Genomic DNA, 20207 nt, shown 5'->3' with positions numbered 1-20207 from the left:
ATCAGCGCGAGGCCGAGATGCGGTCGCTCACCACCTTGGGCGTGATGAAGATCAGCAGTTCGGTCTTGTTGGAGGTGCGGGCGCGGTTCTTGAACAGGTTGCCCAGCAGCGGGATGTCACCCAGGTAAGGCACCTTGTTCTCGGATTCCTGCTCGTCCTGCGTGTAGATACCGCCGATCACCACCGTGCCGCCGTTTTCCACCAGCACCAGGGTCTGCACATGCTTGTTGTTGATGGCATAACCCATGGTGGTCAGGGTGCCGCGGCTGTCCTTGTTGACGTCCACGGTCAGGATCACATTGCCTTCCGGCGTGATCTGCGGGGTGACTTCCAGCTTCAGCACGGCCTTCTTGAAGGTCACCGAGGTGGCGCCGCTCGAGGTGGCTTGCTGATACGGGATTTCTTCACCCTGTTCGATCAACGCCTTGGTCTGGTCGGCCGTGACCACACGAGGGCTCGACACGATCTTGCCCTTGCCGTCCGATTCCAGCGCCGACAGTTCCAGGTTCAGGAAGCGGCTGGCGCTCGAGCCGAACAGCGACACGGCGAAGGTGGCTGCGTTGGCACCGGCGAACACGTCGGAGGTGGTGTTGGCAGCCAGGTTCACGAACTGACTGTTGGTGAAGTCGGGCTGCGTCGCGACCTGGCCTGTCTGCCAGCCCACGCCGGTGTAAGTGCCACCCACTACGGCCTTGGTACCGCCGGCGCTGTACGCACCGGCAATGCTCTGGGTGGTGCCCAGCTTCACACCCAGGGTGCGGCCGAAGGTGTCCGTCGCTTCCACGATGCGGGCTTCAATCAGCACCTGACGCACGGGGATGTCGATCTTCGCAATCATCGCGGCGATCTCTTCCAGCTTGGAAGGAATGTCGCTGATGAACAGTTGGTTCGTGCGAGTTTCGTAGATCAGGCTACCTCGAGGTGACAGGATCCGGTTGGAGTTCGTGCCGCCGTTGGACGAGGAGGAAGAACTGCTGCCGCTGTTTTGACCCGTCAGGCCCTTGGCGATTTCTTCAGCCTTGGTGTAGTTGAGCTGGAACGATTGGGTGCGCAGGGGTTCCAGCTGCGTCACCTGGGCCTTCGCCTCGAGTTCAGCCTTTTCTTTGATCGCGAGCTCTTCCTTCGGCGCAATCCACAGCACATTGCCGGACTTGCGCAGACCCAGACCCTTGGCCTGCAGGATGATGTCCAGCGCCTGGTCCCAGGGCACGTCCTTCAGGCGCAGGGTCACGTTGCCGGTCACGGCATCGCTGGTCACCACGTTGAAGTTGGTGAAGTCGGCAATGACCTGCAGCAGGGCGCGCACTTCGATGTTCTGGAAGTTCAGGCTCAACTTGTCGCCGGCGTAGCCAGGACCTTGAGTCAGCTTGTTCGGATCGATCTTCTGCGGGCGTACTTCCAGCACGAACTGGTTGTCGCTTTGGTAGGCGCTGTGTTCCCAGTTGCCGCGCGGGGTCACGACCAGACGGACGCGATCACCGGTTTGGGTGGCCACCACGGTGTCCACCGGCGTGCCGAAGTCAGTCACGTCCATGCGGCGACGCAGGCGCTCCGGCAGCGAGCTGCGCGGGAATTCCACCACCAGGCTCTTGCCCTGCTGCTGGATGTCCACGCCGACCTGGCTGCTGGGCAGGTTCACCACCACACGGCCGGCGCCATCAGCGCCGCGACGGAAGTCGATGTCCTGCAGGGCCTGCACGCCCGAATTCTGGCTCGGTGCGAAATGCAGCGGCTCGGTGGTGACACCGCTGGCCGCTTCAGCTGCGGCCGTCGGCTGTGCCGCCGGACTCGAGTCCAGGAAGATCAGCAGCGAGTTGTCCTGCAGCTGCGCACGATAGGTGCTGGCCTGACGCAGGTTCAGCACCACACGGGTACGGTCACCCGCCTGGGCCACATTGGCCGTGCGCATGTTGCCGGTGTTGATGTCCACCAGGTTGCGGCCGATGCCGTTGCTCACGCCCGGCAGGTCCAGCGCGATACGCGGAGGCACCTGGACGGCAAATCCCTTGGGGACTTCCGTCAGCGGCTTGGACAGCTCGATGCGCACGACATCATTGCCGGACTGCTGCGTCGAGGTGATGGAACGGATGAGGTTCTGCGCGAATGCCTGCACCGGCATCAGGGCCGCCAGGCCCAGGGCACAGGCCAGCACTCGCCAACCGGCACGGATCTTGGTCTGGCTGGTCCCGTTCGTCGACGGGTCGCTCGTTCGGGCGCTCATGGAAGCGTTCTCCACAAAAGTCTTCATCGTCCCTGCTCCTGTAGCTGGAGAGTACTGGTGCGTTCAATCCATTCGCCCGCAGCGTCCTGGACGACTTCTCGCAACGTGATTTCGGTTTCGCTGATCTTGGTGATCCGGCCAAAGTTCTGGCCCATGTAATCACCGGACTTGACGTAATAGAGCAGGCCTTCGACCCGCAGCAGACCAAACTGACGACCATTGCGGACCACACTGCCCACCATGGTCATGTTGTCCAGCGGGAAGGCTTCCAGAGCCTCCTTGCGCCGCTTCATTTCAGAGGCCAGCAGCGAGCTCGGTTGAGCCGCTTCCTGCTTGAAGGCCACCGTCAGCTTCTGCAGGTTGAACGGGTCCACCACACTGGCGGACTCATACGCCTGAGGCAGGAACTTCTTGGGCGGCTCCAGCGGCTTGACCGACGGCTTGGTCTGCTGGCGCTGCTCTTCCATCCACTGCTGGAGCTCGTCCGTCGAAGACGTGCAAGCCGCCAGCGCCATGCCGCACAGCCCCAGGGCCAAGGTCCTGCCCAGCAGGGAGCGAGTGAGCGTGTAACGCGTCATTTCTTCTTCCCTGCCTGTTGTTGAGTGCGCTTTTGCTCTTCCACTTCCGCGGGGTCGAGGTAGCGGTAGGTGCGAGCGGTCGCTTCCATCACCAGGTGACCGTCACCGGCTTTGGGCCCATTCCCCTGCTGCTGCGGCGTCCCGATGTTCAGATCATGCAACGTGACGATGCGGGAGAGGTTGGACACGTCGGCCGTGAACGAACCGATATCGTGATATTGACCCGATACCTTCAGGGAGATGGGCTGCTCGGCGTAGTAGTCCTTCATCACGATCTGACCCGGACGGAACAGTTCGAACTGAAGGCCACGACCGAGACCCGCCTGGTTGATATCGGACAGCAGCGCGTCCATTTCAGCCTTGCCCGGCAACTGCTTTTCCAGTTGCAGGACATATTCCTCAACCTGACGCTTCTGCTTGAGCAGTTCAGGCAGATTCACCGCCTGCGCCAGCTTGCCGCGATAGTCCTCCTTGAGGACCGGCTCGCGCGCCTTCTCGGCTTCCAGGGCGTCGTTGGCATCGGACAGCACCACGAACCACGCCACCACCACGGCCGCCACGGCCACGAAGATGAAGGTGAGGAACTTGGGGGCTGCGGGCCATTGGCCCGGCTTCTTGGGATCAAGGTTCTGAAACTGGCTCGAGAAGTCCGCGAACCAGGCGTTCAGATCCAGGTTTTTGAGGTCAGCCATGCAGTCCTCAGCTCTTGTTGGCCGGGGCCGGCTTCGGACCGCCCGGTGCGCTGGCGGCGCCCGGGGCGGCCTCCGGCGTGGTGTTCTTGATGGAGATCTTCATGGCGAAGTCGAACAGGCGGCGGGCATCGCGAGTGTTGACCGCGGCCAGCTTGATTTCCACCAGTTCCGGGTTCTCCAGCCATTCGGCGTGGCCCAGGTTGCGCAGCATCTCGGACACGCGCTCGTTGGTGGCCGCCTGGCCGGTCAGAATCACCGACTTGCCAGTCTGACGCAGTCCCACCAGGTAGATGCCTTCCGGCGTCAGCTTGGCCAGGTCATTGAGCAGGTGCACCGGCGTGTTGCGATCGCTCTGCAGGTCTTCCACCGCACGCTGGCGGGCCCGCAGTGCGTCGATTTCGGCGCGCAGCGTGGCGATGTCCTTGATCTGCTCATCGAGCTTGGTGATCTCGGACTTCAGGAAGGTGTTGCGTTCGACCTGGGCGGATGTCATCTGCTCAAGCAGCAGATAGATCACGCCCGCGACCAGCGCGCCGGCCACCAGCGACATGCCCAGACCGACGTAGAACGCGGTCTCACGGCGCTTGCGTTTCTCCTCGCGATGCGGGAGCAGGTTGATCAGAATCACTGAAAAAACCTCCGCATCGCCAGCCCGCAGGCCGTCAGGTAGGCCGGTGCTTCACGACGCAGCTTGTTTTCACGCACTGCGGAGCCGAGCACCATGTTTTCAAAAGGATTCACCACCATGCAGGCGAATCCGGTCAATTCGGTCACGCGTTCCTTCAGACCGGGAAGCGTGGCAGTTCCGCCAGCCAGCATCACGTAGTGCACCTTGTGGTGAGGAGTACTGGTGAAGAAATACTGCAGAGCACGGCCGATTTCCTGCGACAAACTGTCGACAAAAGGATTGAGCACTTGGGTCTCATAGTCCTCCGGCAATTCGCCGCTGAGTTTCTTTTGCTCGGCTTCTTCGAATGAGAAACCATATTGGCGCGAAATCAGCATGGTGAGCTGGGAACCGCCAAAGGCTTGATCCCGGTCATACAGCATTTCGTCGTCACGCAGCACCTTGAGGCTGGTCGTGTCCGCGCCAATTTCGAACAGGGCCACCAGCGCATCCTTGCCTTCATTGGGCAGCGTCTCGACGAGCCGGCCCATCGCCATGCGCGAGGCATGGGACTCGATGTCCAGCACCGTCGGACGCAGACCCGCGGCTTCCGCCAGCGCCTGGCGATCCTGCACCCGGTCCTTGCGGGACGCGGCAATCAGGACTTCCACGTCGCCCACCGACGTCGGGCTGGGCCCGATCACGCAGAAGTCCAGACTCACCTCATCCAGCGAGAACGGAATGTATTGGTTGGCCTCGGCTTCAACCTGAAGCTCCAGCTCTTCTTCACGCAGCCCCGCAGGCAGCATGATCTTTTTGGTGATGACCGCCGATTGCGGCATTGCCAGCGCGGCATGCCGCGTCTTGCTGCCACTGCGGGTCACCACACGACGCACGGCCTCGGCCACTTCATCGAATTTCTCGATCTGGCCGTCCGTGATCCATCCCTTTTCAAAAGGCTCGGTGGCGAAACGTTCGAGAACGTATTCACCATTCGCGTTTTGACTCAACTCCACGAGCTTGACGCTGGACGATGAAATGTCCAGGCCAATCATGGGCGGATGGGTGCGTCCCAGTAGTACGTCCAACAACCCCATGATGCGTTCCCCCAACGCGCCGCACACTGCGCCGGTTTGTTAATAAGTTACTTGAATGCTAGCAGCAAAGCCTTTGATGCCCCAAGGCAAAGCAGTCACAGCACGTAACACCGCGTTGCGTAACCTACACGCTACGAAAGGGTGCCAAAAGCCGAAAAAGTGCCCGGAAAGCGTGCGCAAGCGCGCAGGGTCGCTGTTCGCCATGGACACCAATCCGGTGGCCCACGCGTCTTCCTATAATCGCCTGAAGCGGCCGGATTCGCACCCGTACAGCCCCTGATCGGGAACGGGTGGGCACGCAAAAATGCACACTTTGGTCATGCCCGCGAAGAAAACCTCCGACGACGCCCCCGACTCCCCCTCCTCCTCCTTTTCCGCCGACCCGCGGGATCGCGGATCGCAAGGGCGGCCGAAAACACGCAAGGCCCCCCGTCACTGGCTGCTGCGCGCGGTCGGCTGGCTGTTCGGACTGTTACTTGCAGGCGTGCTTTCTGTGGCTTTGTTGGCAGGCATGGCCCTGGCCATGGCCTATCCAAGCCTGCCCGACATCAGCGGGCTGACCGAATACCAGCCCAAGCTGCCGCTGCGGGTGCTGTCCGCGGACGGCCAGCTGCTCGGCGAGTACGGCGAGGAGCGCCGCTCCTACTCCAACATCCGCGAGATCCCCAAGGTGATGCAGGATGCGGTGCTCGCCATTGAGGATGCCCGCTTCTATCAGCACGGGGGGGTGGACTACCTCGGGGTGATCCGCGCGGGCCTCGCCAATGTGGGGGAGTCCAAGAGTCAGGGGGCCTCCACCATCACCATGCAGGTGGCTCGCAATTTCTATCTCTCCACCGAGAAGACCTTCACCCGCAAGATCTACGAGATCCTGCTGGCGCTGAAGATCGAAAGCGCGCTCTCCAAGGAGAAGATCCTCGAGATCTACATGAACCAGATCTTCCTGGGTCATCGCGCCTACGGCTTTGCTGCAGCGAGCGAGGTCTACTTCGGCAAGCCGCTCAAGGAGATCTCGATTGCCGAGGCCGCCATGCTCGCCGGGTTGCCAAAAGCACCATCTGCTTACAACCCGATCAACAACCCGCGCCGCGCCACGTTGCGCCAGCAATACATCATCGACCGGATGCTGGAGATGGGCTTCATCAGTCCGGAGCAGCATGCACAGGCCAAGGCCGAGAAGCTGCGCATCCGTCCGCCGCAGGACACCGCCAGCCATGCCGAATATGTGGCCGAGCTGGCCCGCCAGCTCATCTTCAGCCAGTACGGGGAAGAGGCCTACACCCGCGGCCTGAATGTCTATCTCACCCTGCAGTCCGATGAGCAGGAGCGGGCCTACCGCGCCCTGCGCCGCGGCATCATGGACTTTGAGCGCCGCCAGGTGTATCGCGGCCCGGAAGCCTATGTGGACCTGCCGGCTGACCCGAAGGAGCTGGACCCCCGGATCGCGGAAGCGCTGAGCGACCATCCCGCCAATGACGAGCTGCTGGCCGCGGTGGTGCTGGAGGCCGATCCCAAGAAGGTCACGGCGGCACTGCAAAGCGGTGAGTCCATCACCATCACCGGCGAAGGGCTGAAGCCTGCCACGTCGGGCCTGTCCGAAAAGGGCAATCCCAAGACGCGTATCCGCCGCGGGGCGGTCATCCGGGTGATCAAGCTGACCCGCAACAACAAGGAAGAGTGGACCATCACCCAGCTGCCGGAGGTGGAAGGCGCGATGGTGGCGCTCAACCCGAAGGACGGCAGCGTGCATGCGCTGGTCGGCGGCTTCGACTACAACAAGAACAAGTTCAATCACGTCACCCAGGCGTGGCGCCAGCCGGGCTCCAGCTTCAAGCCCTTCATCTATTCCGCCGCCCTGGAAAAAGGCTTCAATGGCGCCACCGTGGTCAATGACGCGCCGCTGTTCTTTGACGCCAGCACCACCGGCAGCCAGCCGTGGGAACCGAAGAACTACGACGGCACCTTTGACGGGCCGATGCCGCTGCGGCGCGCCCTGGCCAAGTCGAAGAACATGGTGTCCATCCGCGTGCTGCAATCGATCGGCGTGAAGTATGCGCAGGACTGGGTCACCCGCTTCGGCTTCGATGCCGAGAAGCATCCGGCCTATCTGACCATGGCGCTGGGAGCCGGCTCGGTCACTCCGATGCAGATGGCGCAGGCCTATTCAGTGTTTGCCAATGGCGGCTACCGCGTCGGCCCCGCGCTGGTGCAACGCATCACCGACCATCAGGGCCGGCTGCTCTATCAGGCCCAGCCCAAGGTGCTGGACGAGAGCCAGCGGGCCATCGACCCGCGCAATGCCTTCCTGATGGACAGCCTGCTGCAGGAAGTCGCGCGCAGCGGCACGGCGGCCCGCACCCAGGCCACACTCAAGCGGCCGGACCTGTACGGCAAGACCGGCACGACCAACGATTCGATGGACGCGTGGTTCGCCGGCTTCCAGCCCAGTCTGGTGTCAGTCGTGTGGATCGGATATGACCAGCCGCGCAAGCTGGGCGACCGCGAAACCGGCGGTGGCCTTGCGCTGCCAGTGTGGATCGAGTTCATGCAGTACGCGCTGCGCAATACCCCGGTGGCCGAGATTCCGCCGCCGGCCACAGGCGTGACCAACATCAATGGCGAGTGGTATTACGACGAGTTTGCCGAAAACCAGGGCGTGCGCGCACTGACCGGTGATGAGCACGTGCCGGCGTCCGGCTCGGAGGATGAGAAGAAGAGCATCCTCGATCTGTTCAAGCGCTGAGGGGCCTCAGTCGCCCCGGACCTGCAGCGGCTTGCCGCCGTGGAAGCTGATCTCCTGCGACAGCCGCTCGAAGAACTCGACGCCATCCTTCGTATCCAGCCAGCGGCCGTCGACAAACTTGAAGTGGTAGCCGCCGCGGCGGCTGGCCAGCCACAACTCCTGCAGGGGGGGCTGGGTGTTCACCACAATCTTGCTGCGGTCCTGGAACTGCAACTCCAGCAGCCCGCCGGTGCGTTGCGGATCGATGTCGATGCAGTCCTCTTCCAGCCAGGCATCCGCCTGCCGTTCGATGCTGGCCAGCACGGCAGCGGTGCGGGCGTCGTAGTCGACATCGGAAAGGGGCGTGGCAGTGACGGTCATGGGGCGCGAACTCGCTAGACTGGAGTCCATGGAACAAATGAAGACCCGAAGTGTAGGCGCCCGCGCGCACCGCTCCCAGCCGGCTCGCGGCAAGGCCCTGATGGGCTTGATGTTGTCGCTGGCGCTGATGGGCGTGGCGGGATTGAGCGCCTGCGGTCAGAAGCGTCCGCTGCAATTGCCCCCAACGGCGAAGAATGCCGGCACCGGCAGCGCCGCGCCGATGACCTCTCCCCCGGCCACCCCCGTCGCACCCGCCGCCATCGCCACGCCAGCCTCGGCACCGGCGAGCGCGGCGATCATGCCCCAGCGCTGATCCGTCCCTCTTCCACTGCATGGCAGGCCACGCGCACGCCATGCAGGCTCAAGAGCGCCGGACGCTCCTGCTGGCAGCGCGCATTCGCATGCGGGCATCGCGGATGGAAGCTGCAACCGGTCGGCGGATTGAGGGGATTGGGCACCTCGCCCCGCACCGGCGTGCGGGCGCGGCCGGTCATGTGAATGTCCGGAATCGCATCCAGCAGCATGCGGGTGTAGGGATGGCGCGGCGTTGCAAAGAGCGTGCGCTTGTCCGCCTGCTCCACCAGGCGCCCCAGATACATCACGCCCACCTGATCCGCCACATGGCGCACCACCGCCAAATTGTGCGAGATGAAGAGATAGGTGAGCCCGCGCTGGCGCTGCAGGTCTTTCATGATGTTGAGCACCTGCGCCTGCACCGACACATCAAGCGCCGAGGTGGGCTCATCGCAGACCAGGAATTCGGGCTGGGTCGCCAGGGCCCGGGCAATCGAAATGCGCTGACGCTGGCCGCCGGAAAACTGATGCGGGAACTTCTCGGCATCCGCCGGCGAGAGTCCGACCGACAACAGCAGCTCTCCCACCCGTCCGCGCAGCATCTGCGCGTCCTTCACCAGCCCATGCTCCCGCAGTGGCTCGGCGACGATGTCCTGCACCTTCCAGCGTGGATTGAGGCTCGCATAAGGATCCTGAAAGATCATCTGCATGCGGCGGCGCAGGGCCTGCGCCTGCGGCCCGGCCAGCGTGGTGGCAATGTCCGCGCCATCCACCCGGACTTCGCCGGCGGTCGGCTTGTACAGCCCCACGAGCAGTCGCGCCACCGTGCTCTTGCCGCAGCCGGATTCGCCGACCAGCGCCAGCGTCGTGCCACGCGGGATCTCAAAACTCACGCCATCCACCGCATGCACGAACTGGCGCGGACGCCGCTCGATCATGCGGTTGAGCCAGGGCGCCGACACGTCGAAGGTCTTGGCCAGGTCCCTGACTTCGACCAGTGGGGAAGCAACCGCGACTGCGGTTGCGACGGAGGGCTCGGTGATCACACTCATCGGGGTGGGTCCTTCGGCCACGATCATGCGGCCTGCCCGACCGCGGGTGCGGCGCCAGCGCGGGCCTGACGGTCGTGCAGCCAGCAGGCCGCGGACGTCGCGGTGGCCGGCATCAGTTCGGGGCGCTGCTGCAGGCAGCGGTCAAACGCATTCGGGCAGCGCGGATGGAAGGCGCAGCCGGACGGGATCGCGTTGAGGCGGGGCATGGCGCCATCGATCTGCAGCAGCCGTTCGCGGTCTTCATCCATCGCCGGAATCGAGCCCATCAGCCCGACGGTGTAGGGATGGCCCGGCCGGTGGATCACCTCCTGCACCGGTCCAATCTCGGCGATACGGCCGGCATACATCACGGCCACCCGGTCGCAGGTTTCGGCGATCACGCCCATGTCGTGGGTCACCAGCATCACCGCGGCGCCTTGCTCGCTGCAGACGCGCTTGAGCAGGGCAATGATCTGCGCCTGGATGGACACGTCCAGCGCCGTCGTCGGTTCATCGGCCACGATCAGCTTGGGATTGGCGGCCAGCGCGAGAGCAATCACCACCCGCTGACGCATGCCGCCGGAGAACTGGTGGGGATACTGATCCACACGCGCTTCCGGTGCTGGAATGCCGGTGGCCGCGAGCAGCTCGATGGCGCGCAGGCGCGCCTGCTTCGGCGTGAGGCGGAGGTGGGTGGTGATGGTCTCCACCAGCTGGCGACCCACGGTGTAGAGCGGATTCAGCGAGGTCAGCGGATCCTGGAAGATGGCGCCAATCTGTCGCCCGCGCACCTGCCGCATCTGCTCCTGGCTGAACTGGTCGATACGGCGCCCCTCCAGCACGATCTCGCCACTGGCAATACGCCCAGGCGGCTCCAGCAGGCCGATGATGGCCGCACCGGTCAGGGACTTGCCAGCCCCGGACTCTCCCACCACACCCAGCACCTCGCCAGGGGCGATGTCGAAGGAAACATCGTCCAGCGCGACCAGGGTGCCGTGGCGGGTCGGGAACTCGACGCGCAGATGGCGGACTTCAAGCAAGGCAGGCATGGCGGCTCCGGACTCAGCGCAGGCGGGGGTTGAGGGCGTCACGCAGCCAGTCGCCCAGCAGGTTCACCGACAAGGCGATCATCACCAGCATCACACTGGGCCAGATGGTGATCCACCATTCGCCGGAATAGAGGAAGTCGCTGCCGATGCGGATCAGCGTGCCCAGCGACGGCGTGGTCGGCGGCACGCCGACGCCGAGGAAGGACAGCGTCGCCTCGATCAGGATGGCCGAGGCCACCTGCAGGGTCAGCAGCACCAGCACCGGGCCGGTGACATTGGGCAGCACGTGGCGCCACATGATGGCCATGGGCTTCACCCCGATCACCCGGGCTGCCTGCACATATTCCTTGTTGCGCTCCACCAGCGTCGAGCCGCGGACCGTGCGCGCGTACTGCACCCAGCCGGTCAGCGAGATGGCCAGCACCAGCACAAAAAAGGCCAGTGTGCCGTGGGTGTCCGGCAGCACCACGCGGCCGATGCCGTCCACCAGCAGCGCCACAAGAATGGCGGGGAAAGACAGCATCACATCGCAGATGCGCATGATGAGGCTGTCCACCTTGCCGCCGACAAAGCCGGCCAGCAGACCCAGCCCCACACCGATCACCATCGACAGCAGCACCGAAGCCACCCCGACCACCAGCGAAATGCGGGCCCCATACATGATGGCGGACAGCAGGTCACGCCCCTGGTCGTCGGTGCCCAGCAGGTATTGGGTGGATCCGCCCTCCACCCACGCCGGCGGCAGGCGGGCGTCCATCAGGTCCACCGCGGTCAGATCGAAGGGATCATGCGGCGCCACCCATGGCGCAAACACGGCACACACCAGGCAGATCAACGCCACCACCGCCGCCAGCATCGCGACCGGTGAGCGGGTGAAGGAGAACCACACATCCCCCTGGAAAAAGCGGCGCACACGGCCAGGTGCCGCAGCGGTGGGCGTGATCGACGGCGGCACCGGCGGCTTGGAAGACAGGCTCATGGGTCAGACAGTCGGACAGTCGGTTGTTCGGCACGCACCGCGGCAACGCCTTCAGGGCGTTTCCAGCGGCAGGCCCTGCTCGACCAGCGCTGCAAACAATGCAGCGCCCAGCGGCAGGATCTCGTCATTGAAGTCATAACGCGGCTGATGCAGACCGCAAGGGCCGCCCTGCCCCAGCCGCAGGTAGGCGCCGGGCCGGGCTTGCAGCATGAAGGCAAAGTCTTCAGAGCCCATGCTGGGCGGCAGCTCGTCGTCCACATGCTCGCTGCCGACCAGCCAGCGGGCGACCCGCACGGCGAAGTCGGCCTCGCGCGCGCTATTGACGGTGGCAGGATACAGCCGCTGGTAGTCCACCTTCGCACTCGCACCAAAACCGAGGGCCACCGACTCGACCATCCGCGTCATCCGCTCTTCCAGCAGCTGCTGCACTTCCGGTTTGAAGCTGCGCACCGTCCCGGTGAGCTGCGCCAGCTCGGGAATGACGCTGAAGGCGCCGGCATCCCCCGCCTGCATCGCACACAGGCTCACCACCGCCTGGTCCACCGGCGCGATGTTGCGCGACACCAGGCTCTGCACGGCGGTGATGATGTGGCCGGCAATCAGCACAGGATCCACGCTCAGGTGCGGATGGGCACCATGGCCGCCGCGGCCCTGGATGTTGATCTGCACCCGGTCCGCCGCCGCCATCATCGCGCCGCGGTTCAGCCCGATCTTGCCGGGCGGCAGGTGCGGCCAGTTGTGCATTGCATAGATGGCCTCGACCGGGAAGCGGTCGAACAGGCCGTCGGCAATCATCTCGCGGGCGCCGCCGTAGCCTTCCTCGCCGGGCTGGAACACCAGCACCGCGCTGCCACTGAAGCGGCGGGTCTGCGCCAGATAACGGGCGGCGCCGACCAGCATCGCGCAATGCCCGTCGTGACCGCAGGCATGCATCAGGCCAGGCGTCGCAGACTTCCAGGCAAAATCATTCTGCTCACGCAGGGGCAACGCATCCATATCCGCCCGTAGGCCCAGCAGACGCGATCGACTCGGGCCGCCGCCGTCCTTGTTGGGTTGCCCATGCACCACCGCCACGAGGCCGGTGCGGCCGATGCCTTCATGGATTTCATCGACACCGCAGGCACGCAGGGCCTGCACCAGCCGGGCGCCGGTGCGGCGTTCTTCGAAGCCCAGCTCAGGCATCGCATGCAGTTCACGGCGCAGGGCCACCAGCTCCCCGCGCCCTTCCAGCAGACGCTGGTAGGTGCCAGCGGCAGCGTGGCTCACGCCGTGGAGGACTGCGCGCGTCGAGCTGCTCATGTCAGTGCGCGCCGCTGCCCACGCGCAGGCGGGGGTCGACGACAAAATACAGCAGGTCCACCACCAGATTGATCACCACGAAGATGAAGGAGATCAGACAGAGATAGGCAGCCATCACCGGGATGTCGGGGAACTGGACGGCCTGGATGAACAGCAATCCCATGCCGGGCCAGTTGAAGACGGTTTCAGTGATGATGGAAAAGGCAATCAGCGATCCCACCTGCAGCCCGGTGACGGTGATGACCGGCACCAGCGTGTTCTTGAGGGCATGACCGAAATAGATGGCCCGGTTGCTGAGGCCGCGGGCCTTGGCAAACTTGATGTAGTCGGCCCGCAGGACCTCCAGCATCTCGGAGCGCACCAGGCGCATGATGAGGGTGAGCTGATAGACCGCCAGGGTGATGGCGGGCAGCAGCACATGCCGCAGGCCATCGACGGTGAGCAGGCCGGTGGTCCAGCCGCCCAGCGTCACCACATCCCCGCGGCCATTGCTGGGCAGCCATTGCAGCTGGACCGCAAAGACCAGAATGAGCAGCACCCCGATCAGGAAGGTGGGCAGCGAGACTCCGATGAGGGACACCGCCATCACGATCTGCGTGCCCGCGCTGCCCCGCCGCAATGCCGCATAGACCCCCAGCGGAATGGCCACCACCAGCGCAATGACGGCCGCCACGGCGGAGAGTTCCAGCGTGGCGGGCACCCGCTCGGCCAGCAGGGACGACACTTTGCGCCGCTGCTGCAGGCTGATGCCGAATTCGCCCTGCACCGCATTGCCGACAAAGGTGGCGAACTGGGCAACGAAGGACCGGTCCAGGCCCAGGTCCTTGCGGATCTGGGCGCGTTGCTCGGGGGTGGCGTCCTGGCCGGCCAGGCTGGCGACCGGATCGCCGACAAACTGGAAGAGCATGAAGGCGACGAAGGCCACCGTCAGCATGACGGCCATGGCTTGCACCAGTCGGCGAAGAATGAAAACCAGCATGTCATCTGGGCCGCCGGACTGCCGCGCGACTTGTGGCCCGCGACATCACCAGGCCCCGCGGGTCCGCGTGTGTGAAGCGTCCATCATCCGGACACACGCTGCCAGCGGCAAGAGGGGAAGTCCATAAGCCGTGCTGCGCGTGCGCAGGACGCGACACGCCCACAAAAAAACCGCCCCGAGGGGCGGTTCCGCGGACGCTGCGCGTCCGGAGGTGCGGAAAAGGAGCGCGAAGGTCAGAAGCGGTGACGCAGACCCACGATGGCGCCGCCGCGCTGGTTCTCGTTGTTGGAAAAGCGCACGGCACCCTTGTGCTTGGTGTAGTCCATTTCCAGGTAGACGTCGGTGCGCTTGGAGAAGGCGTAGTCCGCCACGAAGGCGAAGTAATGGCCCTTGCTCTTGGTGTTGGCCAGCGCGGCCGAGTAGTGGGTCTGCTCCGCCAGCCAGTAGTGGCCACCGATGTTCAGTTGCGGGCTGAGCTGGTAGGTGGCGCCGAAGGAGTACATGTCGCGCTTGCGCACGTCATTGGCGGCCGCATTCAGCACCGGGCCCAGCAGGCCGGAGGTGTAGGCCGCGCCCAGCAGGCCGCCCTGGTCGAACTTGTTGGTCGCCCAGGAGACATTCGCATACCAGGGACCGCTGGTCCAGGCCGCACCCGCGGTGTAGCCCCGCACCTTCTTGCCCAGGGTGTCTTCCACCGTCAGGAAGGCGCCGCCCACGGCGATCGGGCCGTCAGCAAATCGAAGCAGGCCGCCGTAGGACTTGTTCTGGGAGTTGCCTTCGCCGGCAGACACCTGGATTTCCCCGCGCACCGGGCCCTTCTCGACCAGGTACTTCACCATGTTGTCCTGGCGCGCGCCCATGGACAGGCCGATCTCAGGCTTGTAGGCCTCGATGTAGGGCGAGTACTTGAACGACGCGTAGGTCGAGGTGTAGATGTCGAAGAGGATGTTGTACTGGCGGCCGAGCATGACGCGACCGAAGTCAGCCGACTGGATGCCCACCCACGACTGACGCCAGAAATCGGCGGCGGCCTGGGTGCCGTTGTCCGAATTGAGACGGTGCTCCAGGTTGACCAGGGCCTTCAGACCGCCACCCAGGTCCTCATTCACGTTCACGCCCAACCGGCTTTGCGACATCCCGCCCGGAATCACCTGCTTCTTGGAAGACCCGACGTTGGCATTGCTGGTCATGCGCACGCCGACGTCGACGATGCCGTAGAGCTGAACACTGGACTGTGCCCAGGCAGACCCGATAGACGCGGACAGCAGGCCCAGTGCCATGGCGGCTTTTTTCATGCGATGTCTCCTTTGTTTGATGTGGTCGTTCGCCGTGATCGATTCTGGGGGAACGGTCGAATGTCAGACCACTCGCGTTGCAGATCGCCCACGGGAACTTACCCTGTCAAATATGAGACATCTCACGCTGCAGCCTGGTGCGGCGCGCACCCATGCAGGGCGAACCTACAGAGCCTGTCGAGAAGTCCGAACGGGCCCCGCGAAGCCGACCGTTGAGGTCCCCGCCAAGAGCCCCGATGAAAACGCCAGACGAAAAAAAGCCGCCCCGAGGGGCGGCTTTTTGCACAAGTGCTGATCCGCGAGGGATTAGAAGCTGTGCTTGATACCGACGTCCAGACCACCCGAACGGCCGCCACGAGCGGAGTTCACGGCATTGCCTTGCACCTTGAAGGCAGCCAGGCCGCTGTTGTCGATCAGCGAAGCGGTGGTGTACACCGACGTACGCTTGGACAGGTTGTGCAGGTAGCCAACGGTGTAGAACTTGGCATCGCCAGCAGTGCCGGCCACGCGGTCAGCCGTGCTGTTGGTTTCAGCATCGCTGAACTGAGCCAGAACCGAGCCAGCGGTCGTCACGGGGACAACGGCGCCGATCGTGTAGATGTTCTGCTTCAGCGAGTTGAACTTCAGCTGGGTCCACAGACCGCTGACCTTGGCCATGCCGAAGTCGTAGCTGGCGCCCAGGGACAGTTGCTTGAACTTGGCAGTTGCCACGCCTTCGGTGGACTGGTAACCAGCGGCCACGTTGATGGCGCTGTCCTTCCAGCCCAGACGGCCACCGTAGGACTTGGCGCCAACAGCGCCTTCGCCAGCGGCGACGTCGAACGAACCGTAGGCACCGCCCAGGTCGCCCGGCAGGAAGTACTGAGCCAGGTTGTCAGCACGGTTGATGGTCTGGATGCTGCTGCCCAGCGTGTTGTACACGCGGGTCACATCGCCCAGGCCGGTCGTGCTGTACACGTCGAAGTCGTCAACGACCAGACGGGTGGAGGTCTTGCCACGGCCCAGACGGACTTCACCGAAGTCGCCCATCAGGCTCACGGAAGCGCGGCGGTTCCAGAACTTGTTGGTGGTGGTGTCACCAGCGGTGCCGGTGTCAGCCGACAGGGCGCTTTCCAGCCAGAAGCCAGCCTTCAGGCCGCCACCCAGGTCTTCAACGCCACGGACGCCAAAACGGCTGGAGCTGCTGCCGTCGTTGGTCAGTTGCTTGACGTTCTGGCCGTTGGCCTTGGTGTAACGGGCAGCGACGTCGATCACGCCGAACAGCGTCACAGACGATTGAGCGGCAGCGGCACCAGCGAAACCAGCCAGCACTGCCAGCGCGACGAGAGATTTCTTCATTAGAGACTCCTAGATCTTCAATGAGGCCTGTGCGCCCGGAACGGGCCTCCACAAACCAAGCTCCTGCAATGAAGCTGTGCCGTATTGCAACAGTTCCCATCCGCGCTGACCAGCGGCATCCCCGTAAAAGTCCTGATTTCGTTGGATGCAAGCAACGCGTAGGCGATTAAAAAATGTGTCATCACGCAATCGCACAAACGCGAGTGAAGCCCCCCTGGGGCAGGTATGTCGCATGCCCATAAACTGCCCTTTCCAAGCCTCCATCAGTCAGGCCATGACGGTTTCTTCCGCGCCCAGCGTCGCTCCCTCAGGCTTTGTCCCCCATCAGAATGGGGCCGCGAATGCCGATCAGAATGTCCATATGAATGATTCGATGACATCGGCATTTGGCCGCCCCTCTTCTTCGGGACGCGGCGGTCGCCATCCGAGCCGGATGGATGCGTGGATCTCCACACTGGACCACAGCCTCAAGACGCTGGCGGGCGTCGCTCCGATGTCCCGCCCGACGCCTGTGGCGCAGCAGCCCGATGAGGCGCTATCGGAAGAGCAGCGCCGGGAATCGGCCGCGCTGATGCGGGTGAACCACGTGGGCGAGATCTGCGCGCAGGCGCTCTACCGCGCTCAGGCCATGACCACCCGGGACGAAGATCTGCGCCAGCATCTGGAACATGCCGCCCAGGAGGAACTGGACCACCTGGCCTGGACCGCCGAGCGGCTGCAGGCGCTGAATGATCGGCCCAGCCTGCTGAACCCGCTCTGGTATGCCGGCGCGTTCGCCATCGGCACGGCAGCCGGCTGGGTGGGAGACCGGGTGAGCCTGGGATTTGTCGTGGAAACGGAGCGTCAGGTGGAGGCCCATCTGGACAGCCATCTCACCCGACTACCGGCGGGTGACCACAGCTCACGTGCGATTGTCGCCCAGATGATGGCCGAAGAGGTGGAGCATGCCGACGCGGCCCGTGCGCGGGGCGCGGTGGAGTTGCCGGCACCGATCAAAGGCCTGATGCGTCTGGCGGCCAAGGTCATGACGACGACCGCGCACCGGATCTGAGGCGGCCTCGGCGTACCAGGGCGCCCGCGCGTCGCGCATCCTCTCTCCTATTTAGAGAGACATCGACTGCAGCGCGAGCGGCCCTGTAGTCAAACGTCGATCAACTCCACCGACGTGGTGATCTCGGCCGTCTTGGCCAGCATGATGCTGGCCGAGCAGTACTTTTCATGCGAGAGCTTGACCGCCCGCTCCACCACCGGCAGGGACAGGTCGCGCCCTTCCACCACAAAGTGCATGTGGATCCGGGTGAACACCTTCGGGTCGGTATCGGCCCGGTCGGCCTTCAGCTGCACCCGGCAGTTGCGCACATCGTGACGCCCGCGCTGAAGGATCAGCACCACGTCATAGGCGGTGCAGCCCCCGGTGCCCAGCAGCACCATTTCCATTGGCCGCGGCGCCAGGTTGCGGCCGCCGCCGTCCGCAGCCCCGTCCATCGTCACCAGATGACCGCTGCCCGTGGTGGCGGCGAAGCTCATGCCTTCGCGGCCCATCCAGTCGATCGTGCATTCCATGCGCTCTTGCTCCTTGGTCACGGACCGCCCAACGGTCGGTGATATTGCTCATTAGAGACCTGTCTCCAACGAGAAGTGATCGAAAAAATATTGCGGCGCAGCATGCTCCGCCCTAGAATTCTAGACATGCGATAGCGCTACCCCACAGCGTGCCACCTGTGACCCCGAGTCACACTCAGGCACCCCGGGCAGCCCCGCACCGATTGTCTCCTCCACCGCCTCCATGGTGGATTCGGCCCAAGGCCCCCAAGGCCTTGGGCTTTTTTTCGTCCCAACCCGCCCTCCTCCAACCGCGAACGCCCGAGGCGCCGAGCGGGTCGCGGGCTACCAGGGTTCGGACAAACCCTCGCTTATCATCATTGGCCGCCCGATGCGGCATGGAGGGAATTCAATGGCCGGCCCCCGGCGCGCCCCGCGCACGCCCACTTCCACACCCACCCGACTTTCAAAGCGCCGTGAACCGCGGGCATCCGCGCGCCATCCCGCGCTATTACCGGCCGACCAGAGCTACCTCCAGCGAATCTTGAATGCGCGGGTATATGAGGTGGCGCAGGAAACCTCCCTGGATTTCGCGCGCGATCTCTCCAAGCGGATTAACAACAAGGTCTGGCTCAAACGCGAAGACCAGCAGCCGGTATTCAGTTTCAAGCTGCGCGGCGCCTATAACAAGATGGCGCAACTGACGCCGGAGCAATTGGCTCGCGGCGTGATCTGCGCGTCTGCCGGAAACCACGCGCAGGGCGTTGCCCTTTCCGCCCGCAAACTCGGTTGCCGGGCAGTGATTGTGATGCCCACCACCACACCGAGGGTGAAAGTGGATGCCGTCCAGGCCCTGGGCGGCGAAGTGGTGCAGTCCGGTGATTCTTTTACCGATGCCTATCAGCATGCGCTGCAACTCGAAGGTGAACAGGGCCTGACCTTTGTTCATCCGTTTGACGATCCGGACGTGATCGCCGGCCAGGGCACCATCGCGATGGAACTGCTGCGCCAGCATCCCGGCCCCATCGACGCCATATTCTGCGCCATCGGCGGGGGTGGGCTGATCTCGGGCGTGGCCGCCTACATCAAGGCCGTGCGCCCCGAGATCAAGGTCATCGGCGTGCAGACCAAGGATTCCGATGCGATGGTCCGCTCGATCCAGGCCGGCAAACGCGTCACCCTGAATGACGTCGGCCTGTTCTCCGACGGGACCGCGGTGAAGCTGGTGGGAGAGGAAACCTTCCGCATCTGCCGCGAACTGGTGGACGACTATGTGGTGGTGGATACCGACGCCGTCTGCGCCGCCATCAAGGATGTCTTCGTCGACACCCGCAGCATCCTGGAGCCGGCCGGCGGCCTGGGCGTGGCGGCCATCAAGCAGTACGCCGCGGACAAGGGCCTCAAGGGCCAGACCTTCATCGCCATCACCTGCGGCGCCAACATGAACTTCGACCGCCTGCGCTTCGTCGCCGAGCGGGCGGAGGTGGGGGAACACCGGGAAGCCCTGTTTGCGGTCACCATCCCCGAAGAGCGCGGCAGCTTCCGGCGCTTTTGCGAGCTGATCGGGCCGCGCAGCGTCACCGAATTCAACTACCGGATCTCGGACACCCAGGAAGCCCACGTCTTCGTCGGCCTGACCATCAGCCGCCAGGACGAAGCCGACAAGCTGGCGCGTCAGTTCGAGAAACACCGCTTCCCCACGGTCAATCTCACCGACGACGAACTGGCCAAGCAGCATGTGCGACATATGGTGGGCGGCCGGACAGAGCTGGCGGAGAACGAACGGCTGTTCCGCTTTGTCTTCCCGGAGCGGCCCGGGGCGCTGATGCGCTTCCTCTCGCACCTGCGCCCGGAGTGGAACATCAGCCTGTTCCACTATCGCAACCAGGGCGCCGACTATGGTCGCATCCTCGTCGGCCTGCAGGTGCCTCGCGGCGATGCAAAGGCCTTCAAGGCCTTCCTGGAGCAGCTGAACTATCCCTACACCGAAGAGACCGACAACCCGGTATACCGGCTCTTCCTGCGCTGATGTCACCGGGCGTCCGCCGGAGCCGGGGATGGACGCGCGTCAGTTCGCCACGACGCAAGTGAGCGCCAATCGCA

Annotated in this window: 18 protein-coding genes; 4 read left to right on the top strand and 14 right to left on the bottom strand. The window is 64.2% G+C overall.

What is annotated here, in order from left to right:
• Position 1: 1 nt before the first annotated feature.
• The 5 genes from FHS28_RS15465 to FHS28_RS15445 all read right to left on the bottom strand — a co-directional run bounded on the left by FHS28_RS15465 (position 2) and on the right by FHS28_RS15445 (position 5195).
• The gene (locus FHS28_RS15465) at positions 2-2119 is read right to left on the bottom strand and encodes a type IV pilus secretin PilQ (RefSeq protein WP_246410214.1); all 2118 of its coding nucleotides are present in this window, start codon (positions 2117-2119) and stop codon (positions 2-4) included.
• A 125-nt stretch (positions 2120-2244) separates the two neighbouring features.
• Positions 2245-2799, bottom strand: a complete 555-nt coding sequence (locus FHS28_RS15460) for a pilus assembly protein PilP (protein WP_375140761.1) — start codon at positions 2797-2799, stop codon at positions 2245-2247.
• Positions 2796-3491, bottom strand: coding sequence for a type IV pilus inner membrane component PilO (locus FHS28_RS15455; protein ID WP_088452033.1), 696 nt, complete (start codon positions 3489-3491; stop codon positions 2796-2798). The genes FHS28_RS15460 and FHS28_RS15455 overlap by 4 nt, the downstream gene beginning before the upstream one ends.
• 7 nt (positions 3492-3498) lie before the next feature.
• Entirely contained in the window at positions 3499-4119 is a 621-nt protein-coding gene (locus FHS28_RS15450; protein WP_088452032.1) for a PilN domain-containing protein, read from the bottom strand.
• The gene (locus tag FHS28_RS15445) at positions 4116-5195 is read right to left on the bottom strand and encodes a pilus assembly protein PilM (RefSeq protein WP_088452356.1); all 1080 of its coding nucleotides are present in this window, start codon (positions 5193-5195) and stop codon (positions 4116-4118) included. Before FHS28_RS15445 ends, FHS28_RS15450 begins: the two co-directional genes overlap by 4 nt.
• Positions 5196-5514: 319 nt before the next feature.
• On the opposite strand from FHS28_RS15445, the gene FHS28_RS15440 reads away from it, so the two are divergent.
• The gene (locus FHS28_RS15440; RefSeq protein WP_088452354.1) at positions 5515-7938 is read left to right on the top strand and encodes a penicillin-binding protein 1A; all 2424 of its coding nucleotides are present in this window, start codon (positions 5515-5517) and stop codon (positions 7936-7938) included.
• Positions 7939-7944: 6 nt separating this feature from the next.
• Here FHS28_RS15440 and cyaY read toward each other — a convergent pair whose 3' ends face one another.
• Positions 7945-8298 carry an iron donor protein CyaY gene (cyaY, locus tag FHS28_RS15435; protein WP_088452030.1) on the bottom strand — a complete coding sequence of 118 codons (354 nt, stop codon included), beginning with the start codon at positions 8296-8298 and terminating at the stop codon, positions 7945-7947.
• Positions 8299-8335: 37 nt separating this feature from the next.
• Between cyaY and FHS28_RS15430 the strand changes: the two genes are divergently transcribed.
• Complete coding sequence (locus FHS28_RS15430; RefSeq protein ID WP_088452028.1) at positions 8336-8611, top strand: lipoprotein; 276 nt, start codon at positions 8336-8338, stop codon at positions 8609-8611.
• Here the strand turns inward: FHS28_RS15430 and FHS28_RS15425 are convergent.
• The 7 genes from FHS28_RS15425 to FHS28_RS15395 all read right to left on the bottom strand — a co-directional run bounded on the left by FHS28_RS15425 (position 8595) and on the right by FHS28_RS15395 (position 16562).
• Positions 8595-9644: an ABC transporter ATP-binding protein gene (locus tag FHS28_RS15425; protein WP_088452352.1), complete on the bottom strand. Its 1050-nt coding sequence runs from the start codon at positions 9642-9644 to the stop codon at positions 8595-8597. The genes FHS28_RS15430 and FHS28_RS15425 overlap by 17 nt on opposite strands.
• A 23-nt stretch (positions 9645-9667) precedes the next feature.
• Positions 9668-10672, bottom strand: a complete 1005-nt coding sequence (locus FHS28_RS15420; RefSeq protein ID WP_088452026.1) for an ABC transporter ATP-binding protein — start codon at positions 10670-10672, stop codon at positions 9668-9670.
• A 13-nt stretch (positions 10673-10685) separates the two neighbouring features.
• Positions 10686-11651 (bottom strand): ABC transporter permease, encoded by a 966-nt coding sequence (locus tag FHS28_RS15415; RefSeq protein ID WP_088452024.1) that lies wholly within the window; start codon positions 11649-11651, stop codon positions 10686-10688.
• A gap of 51 nt (positions 11652-11702) precedes the next feature.
• Complete coding sequence (locus FHS28_RS15410; protein WP_088452022.1) at positions 11703-12950, bottom strand: M20 aminoacylase family protein; 1248 nt, start codon at positions 12948-12950, stop codon at positions 11703-11705.
• Position 12951: 1 nt separating this feature from the next.
• Positions 12952-13929 (bottom strand): ABC transporter permease, encoded by a 978-nt coding sequence (locus FHS28_RS15405; protein WP_088452021.1) that lies wholly within the window; start codon positions 13927-13929, stop codon positions 12952-12954.
• A 233-nt stretch (positions 13930-14162) separates the two neighbouring features.
• A complete protein-coding gene (locus FHS28_RS15400) occupies positions 14163-15224 on the bottom strand; it encodes a porin (protein ID WP_088452018.1) in 1062 nt (353 codons plus the stop codon).
• Positions 15225-15530: 306 nt separating this feature from the next.
• Positions 15531-16562 (bottom strand): porin, encoded by a 1032-nt coding sequence (locus FHS28_RS15395; RefSeq protein WP_088452016.1) that lies wholly within the window; start codon positions 16560-16562, stop codon positions 15531-15533.
• Positions 16563-16995: 433 nt separating this feature from the next.
• On the opposite strand from FHS28_RS15395, the gene coq7 reads away from it, so the two are divergent.
• Positions 16996-17613 carry a 2-polyprenyl-3-methyl-6-methoxy-1,4-benzoquinone monooxygenase gene (gene coq7 / locus FHS28_RS15390; protein ID WP_088452014.1) on the top strand — a complete coding sequence of 206 codons (618 nt, stop codon included), beginning with the start codon at positions 16996-16998 and terminating at the stop codon, positions 17611-17613.
• An 89-nt stretch (positions 17614-17702) separates the two neighbouring features.
• On the opposite strand, the gene FHS28_RS15385 is transcribed toward coq7, so the two are convergent.
• Complete coding sequence (locus FHS28_RS15385) at positions 17703-18125, bottom strand: OsmC family protein (RefSeq protein ID WP_088452350.1); 423 nt, start codon at positions 18123-18125, stop codon at positions 17703-17705.
• A gap of 391 nt (positions 18126-18516) precedes the next feature.
• Between FHS28_RS15385 and ilvA the strand changes: the two genes are divergently transcribed.
• Entirely contained in the window at positions 18517-20133 is a 1617-nt protein-coding gene (gene ilvA / locus FHS28_RS15380) for a threonine ammonia-lyase, biosynthetic (protein ID WP_088452012.1), read from the top strand.
• Positions 20134-20207 lie beyond the last annotated feature (74 nt).

Origin of the sequence: Roseateles terrae (assembly GCF_014192155.1) — a bacterium.
GTDB lineage: Bacteria > Pseudomonadota > Gammaproteobacteria > Burkholderiales > Burkholderiaceae_C > Roseateles > Roseateles terrae.
This window is presented reverse-complemented; position numbering and strand designations above follow the sequence as displayed.

Excerpts from the sequence above, each read along its gene's own strand:
- ilvA (WP_088452012.1), top strand. The coding sequence starts at position 18,517 with ATGGCCGGCCCCCGGCGCGCCCCGCGCACGCCCACTTCCACACCCACC.
- FHS28_RS15440 (WP_088452354.1), top strand. The coding sequence starts at position 5,515 with ATGCCCGCGAAGAAAACCTCCGACGACGCCCCCGACTCCCCCTCCTCC.
- coq7 (WP_088452014.1), top strand. The coding sequence starts at position 16,996 with ATGGATGCGTGGATCTCCACACTGGACCACAGCCTCAAGACGCTGGCG.
- FHS28_RS15455 (WP_088452033.1), bottom strand. The coding sequence starts at position 3,491 with ATGGCTGACCTCAAAAACCTGGATCTGAACGCCTGGTTCGCGGACTTC.
- FHS28_RS15420 (WP_088452026.1), bottom strand. The coding sequence starts at position 10,672 with ATGCCTGCCTTGCTTGAAGTCCGCCATCTGCGCGTCGAGTTCCCGACC.
- FHS28_RS15405 (WP_088452021.1), bottom strand. The coding sequence starts at position 13,929 with ATGCTGGTTTTCATTCTTCGCCGACTGGTGCAAGCCATGGCCGTCATG.
- FHS28_RS15425 (WP_088452352.1), bottom strand. The coding sequence starts at position 9,644 with ATGAGTGTGATCACCGAGCCCTCCGTCGCAACCGCAGTCGCGGTTGCT.
- FHS28_RS15430 (WP_088452028.1), top strand. The coding sequence starts at position 8,336 with ATGAAGACCCGAAGTGTAGGCGCCCGCGCGCACCGCTCCCAGCCGGCT.
- FHS28_RS15410 (WP_088452022.1), bottom strand. The coding sequence starts at position 12,950 with ATGAGCAGCTCGACGCGCGCAGTCCTCCACGGCGTGAGCCACGCTGCC.
- cyaY (WP_088452030.1), bottom strand. The coding sequence starts at position 8,298 with ATGACCGTCACTGCCACGCCCCTTTCCGATGTCGACTACGACGCCCGC.
- FHS28_RS15395 (WP_088452016.1), bottom strand. The coding sequence starts at position 16,562 with ATGAAGAAATCTCTCGTCGCGCTGGCAGTGCTGGCTGGTTTCGCTGGT.
- FHS28_RS15445 (WP_088452356.1), bottom strand. The coding sequence starts at position 5,195 with ATGGGGTTGTTGGACGTACTACTGGGACGCACCCATCCGCCCATGATT.
- FHS28_RS15415 (WP_088452024.1), bottom strand. The coding sequence starts at position 11,651 with ATGAGCCTGTCTTCCAAGCCGCCGGTGCCGCCGTCGATCACGCCCACC.
- FHS28_RS15385 (WP_088452350.1), bottom strand. The coding sequence starts at position 18,125 with ATGGAATGCACGATCGACTGGATGGGCCGCGAAGGCATGAGCTTCGCC.
- FHS28_RS15400 (WP_088452018.1), bottom strand. The coding sequence starts at position 15,224 with ATGAAAAAAGCCGCCATGGCACTGGGCCTGCTGTCCGCGTCTATCGGG.
- FHS28_RS15465 (WP_246410214.1), bottom strand. The coding sequence starts at position 2,119 with ATGCCGGTGCAGGCATTCGCGCAGAACCTCATCCGTTCCATCACCTCG.
- FHS28_RS15460 (WP_375140761.1), bottom strand. The coding sequence starts at position 2,799 with ATGACGCGTTACACGCTCACTCGCTCCCTGCTGGGCAGGACCTTGGCC.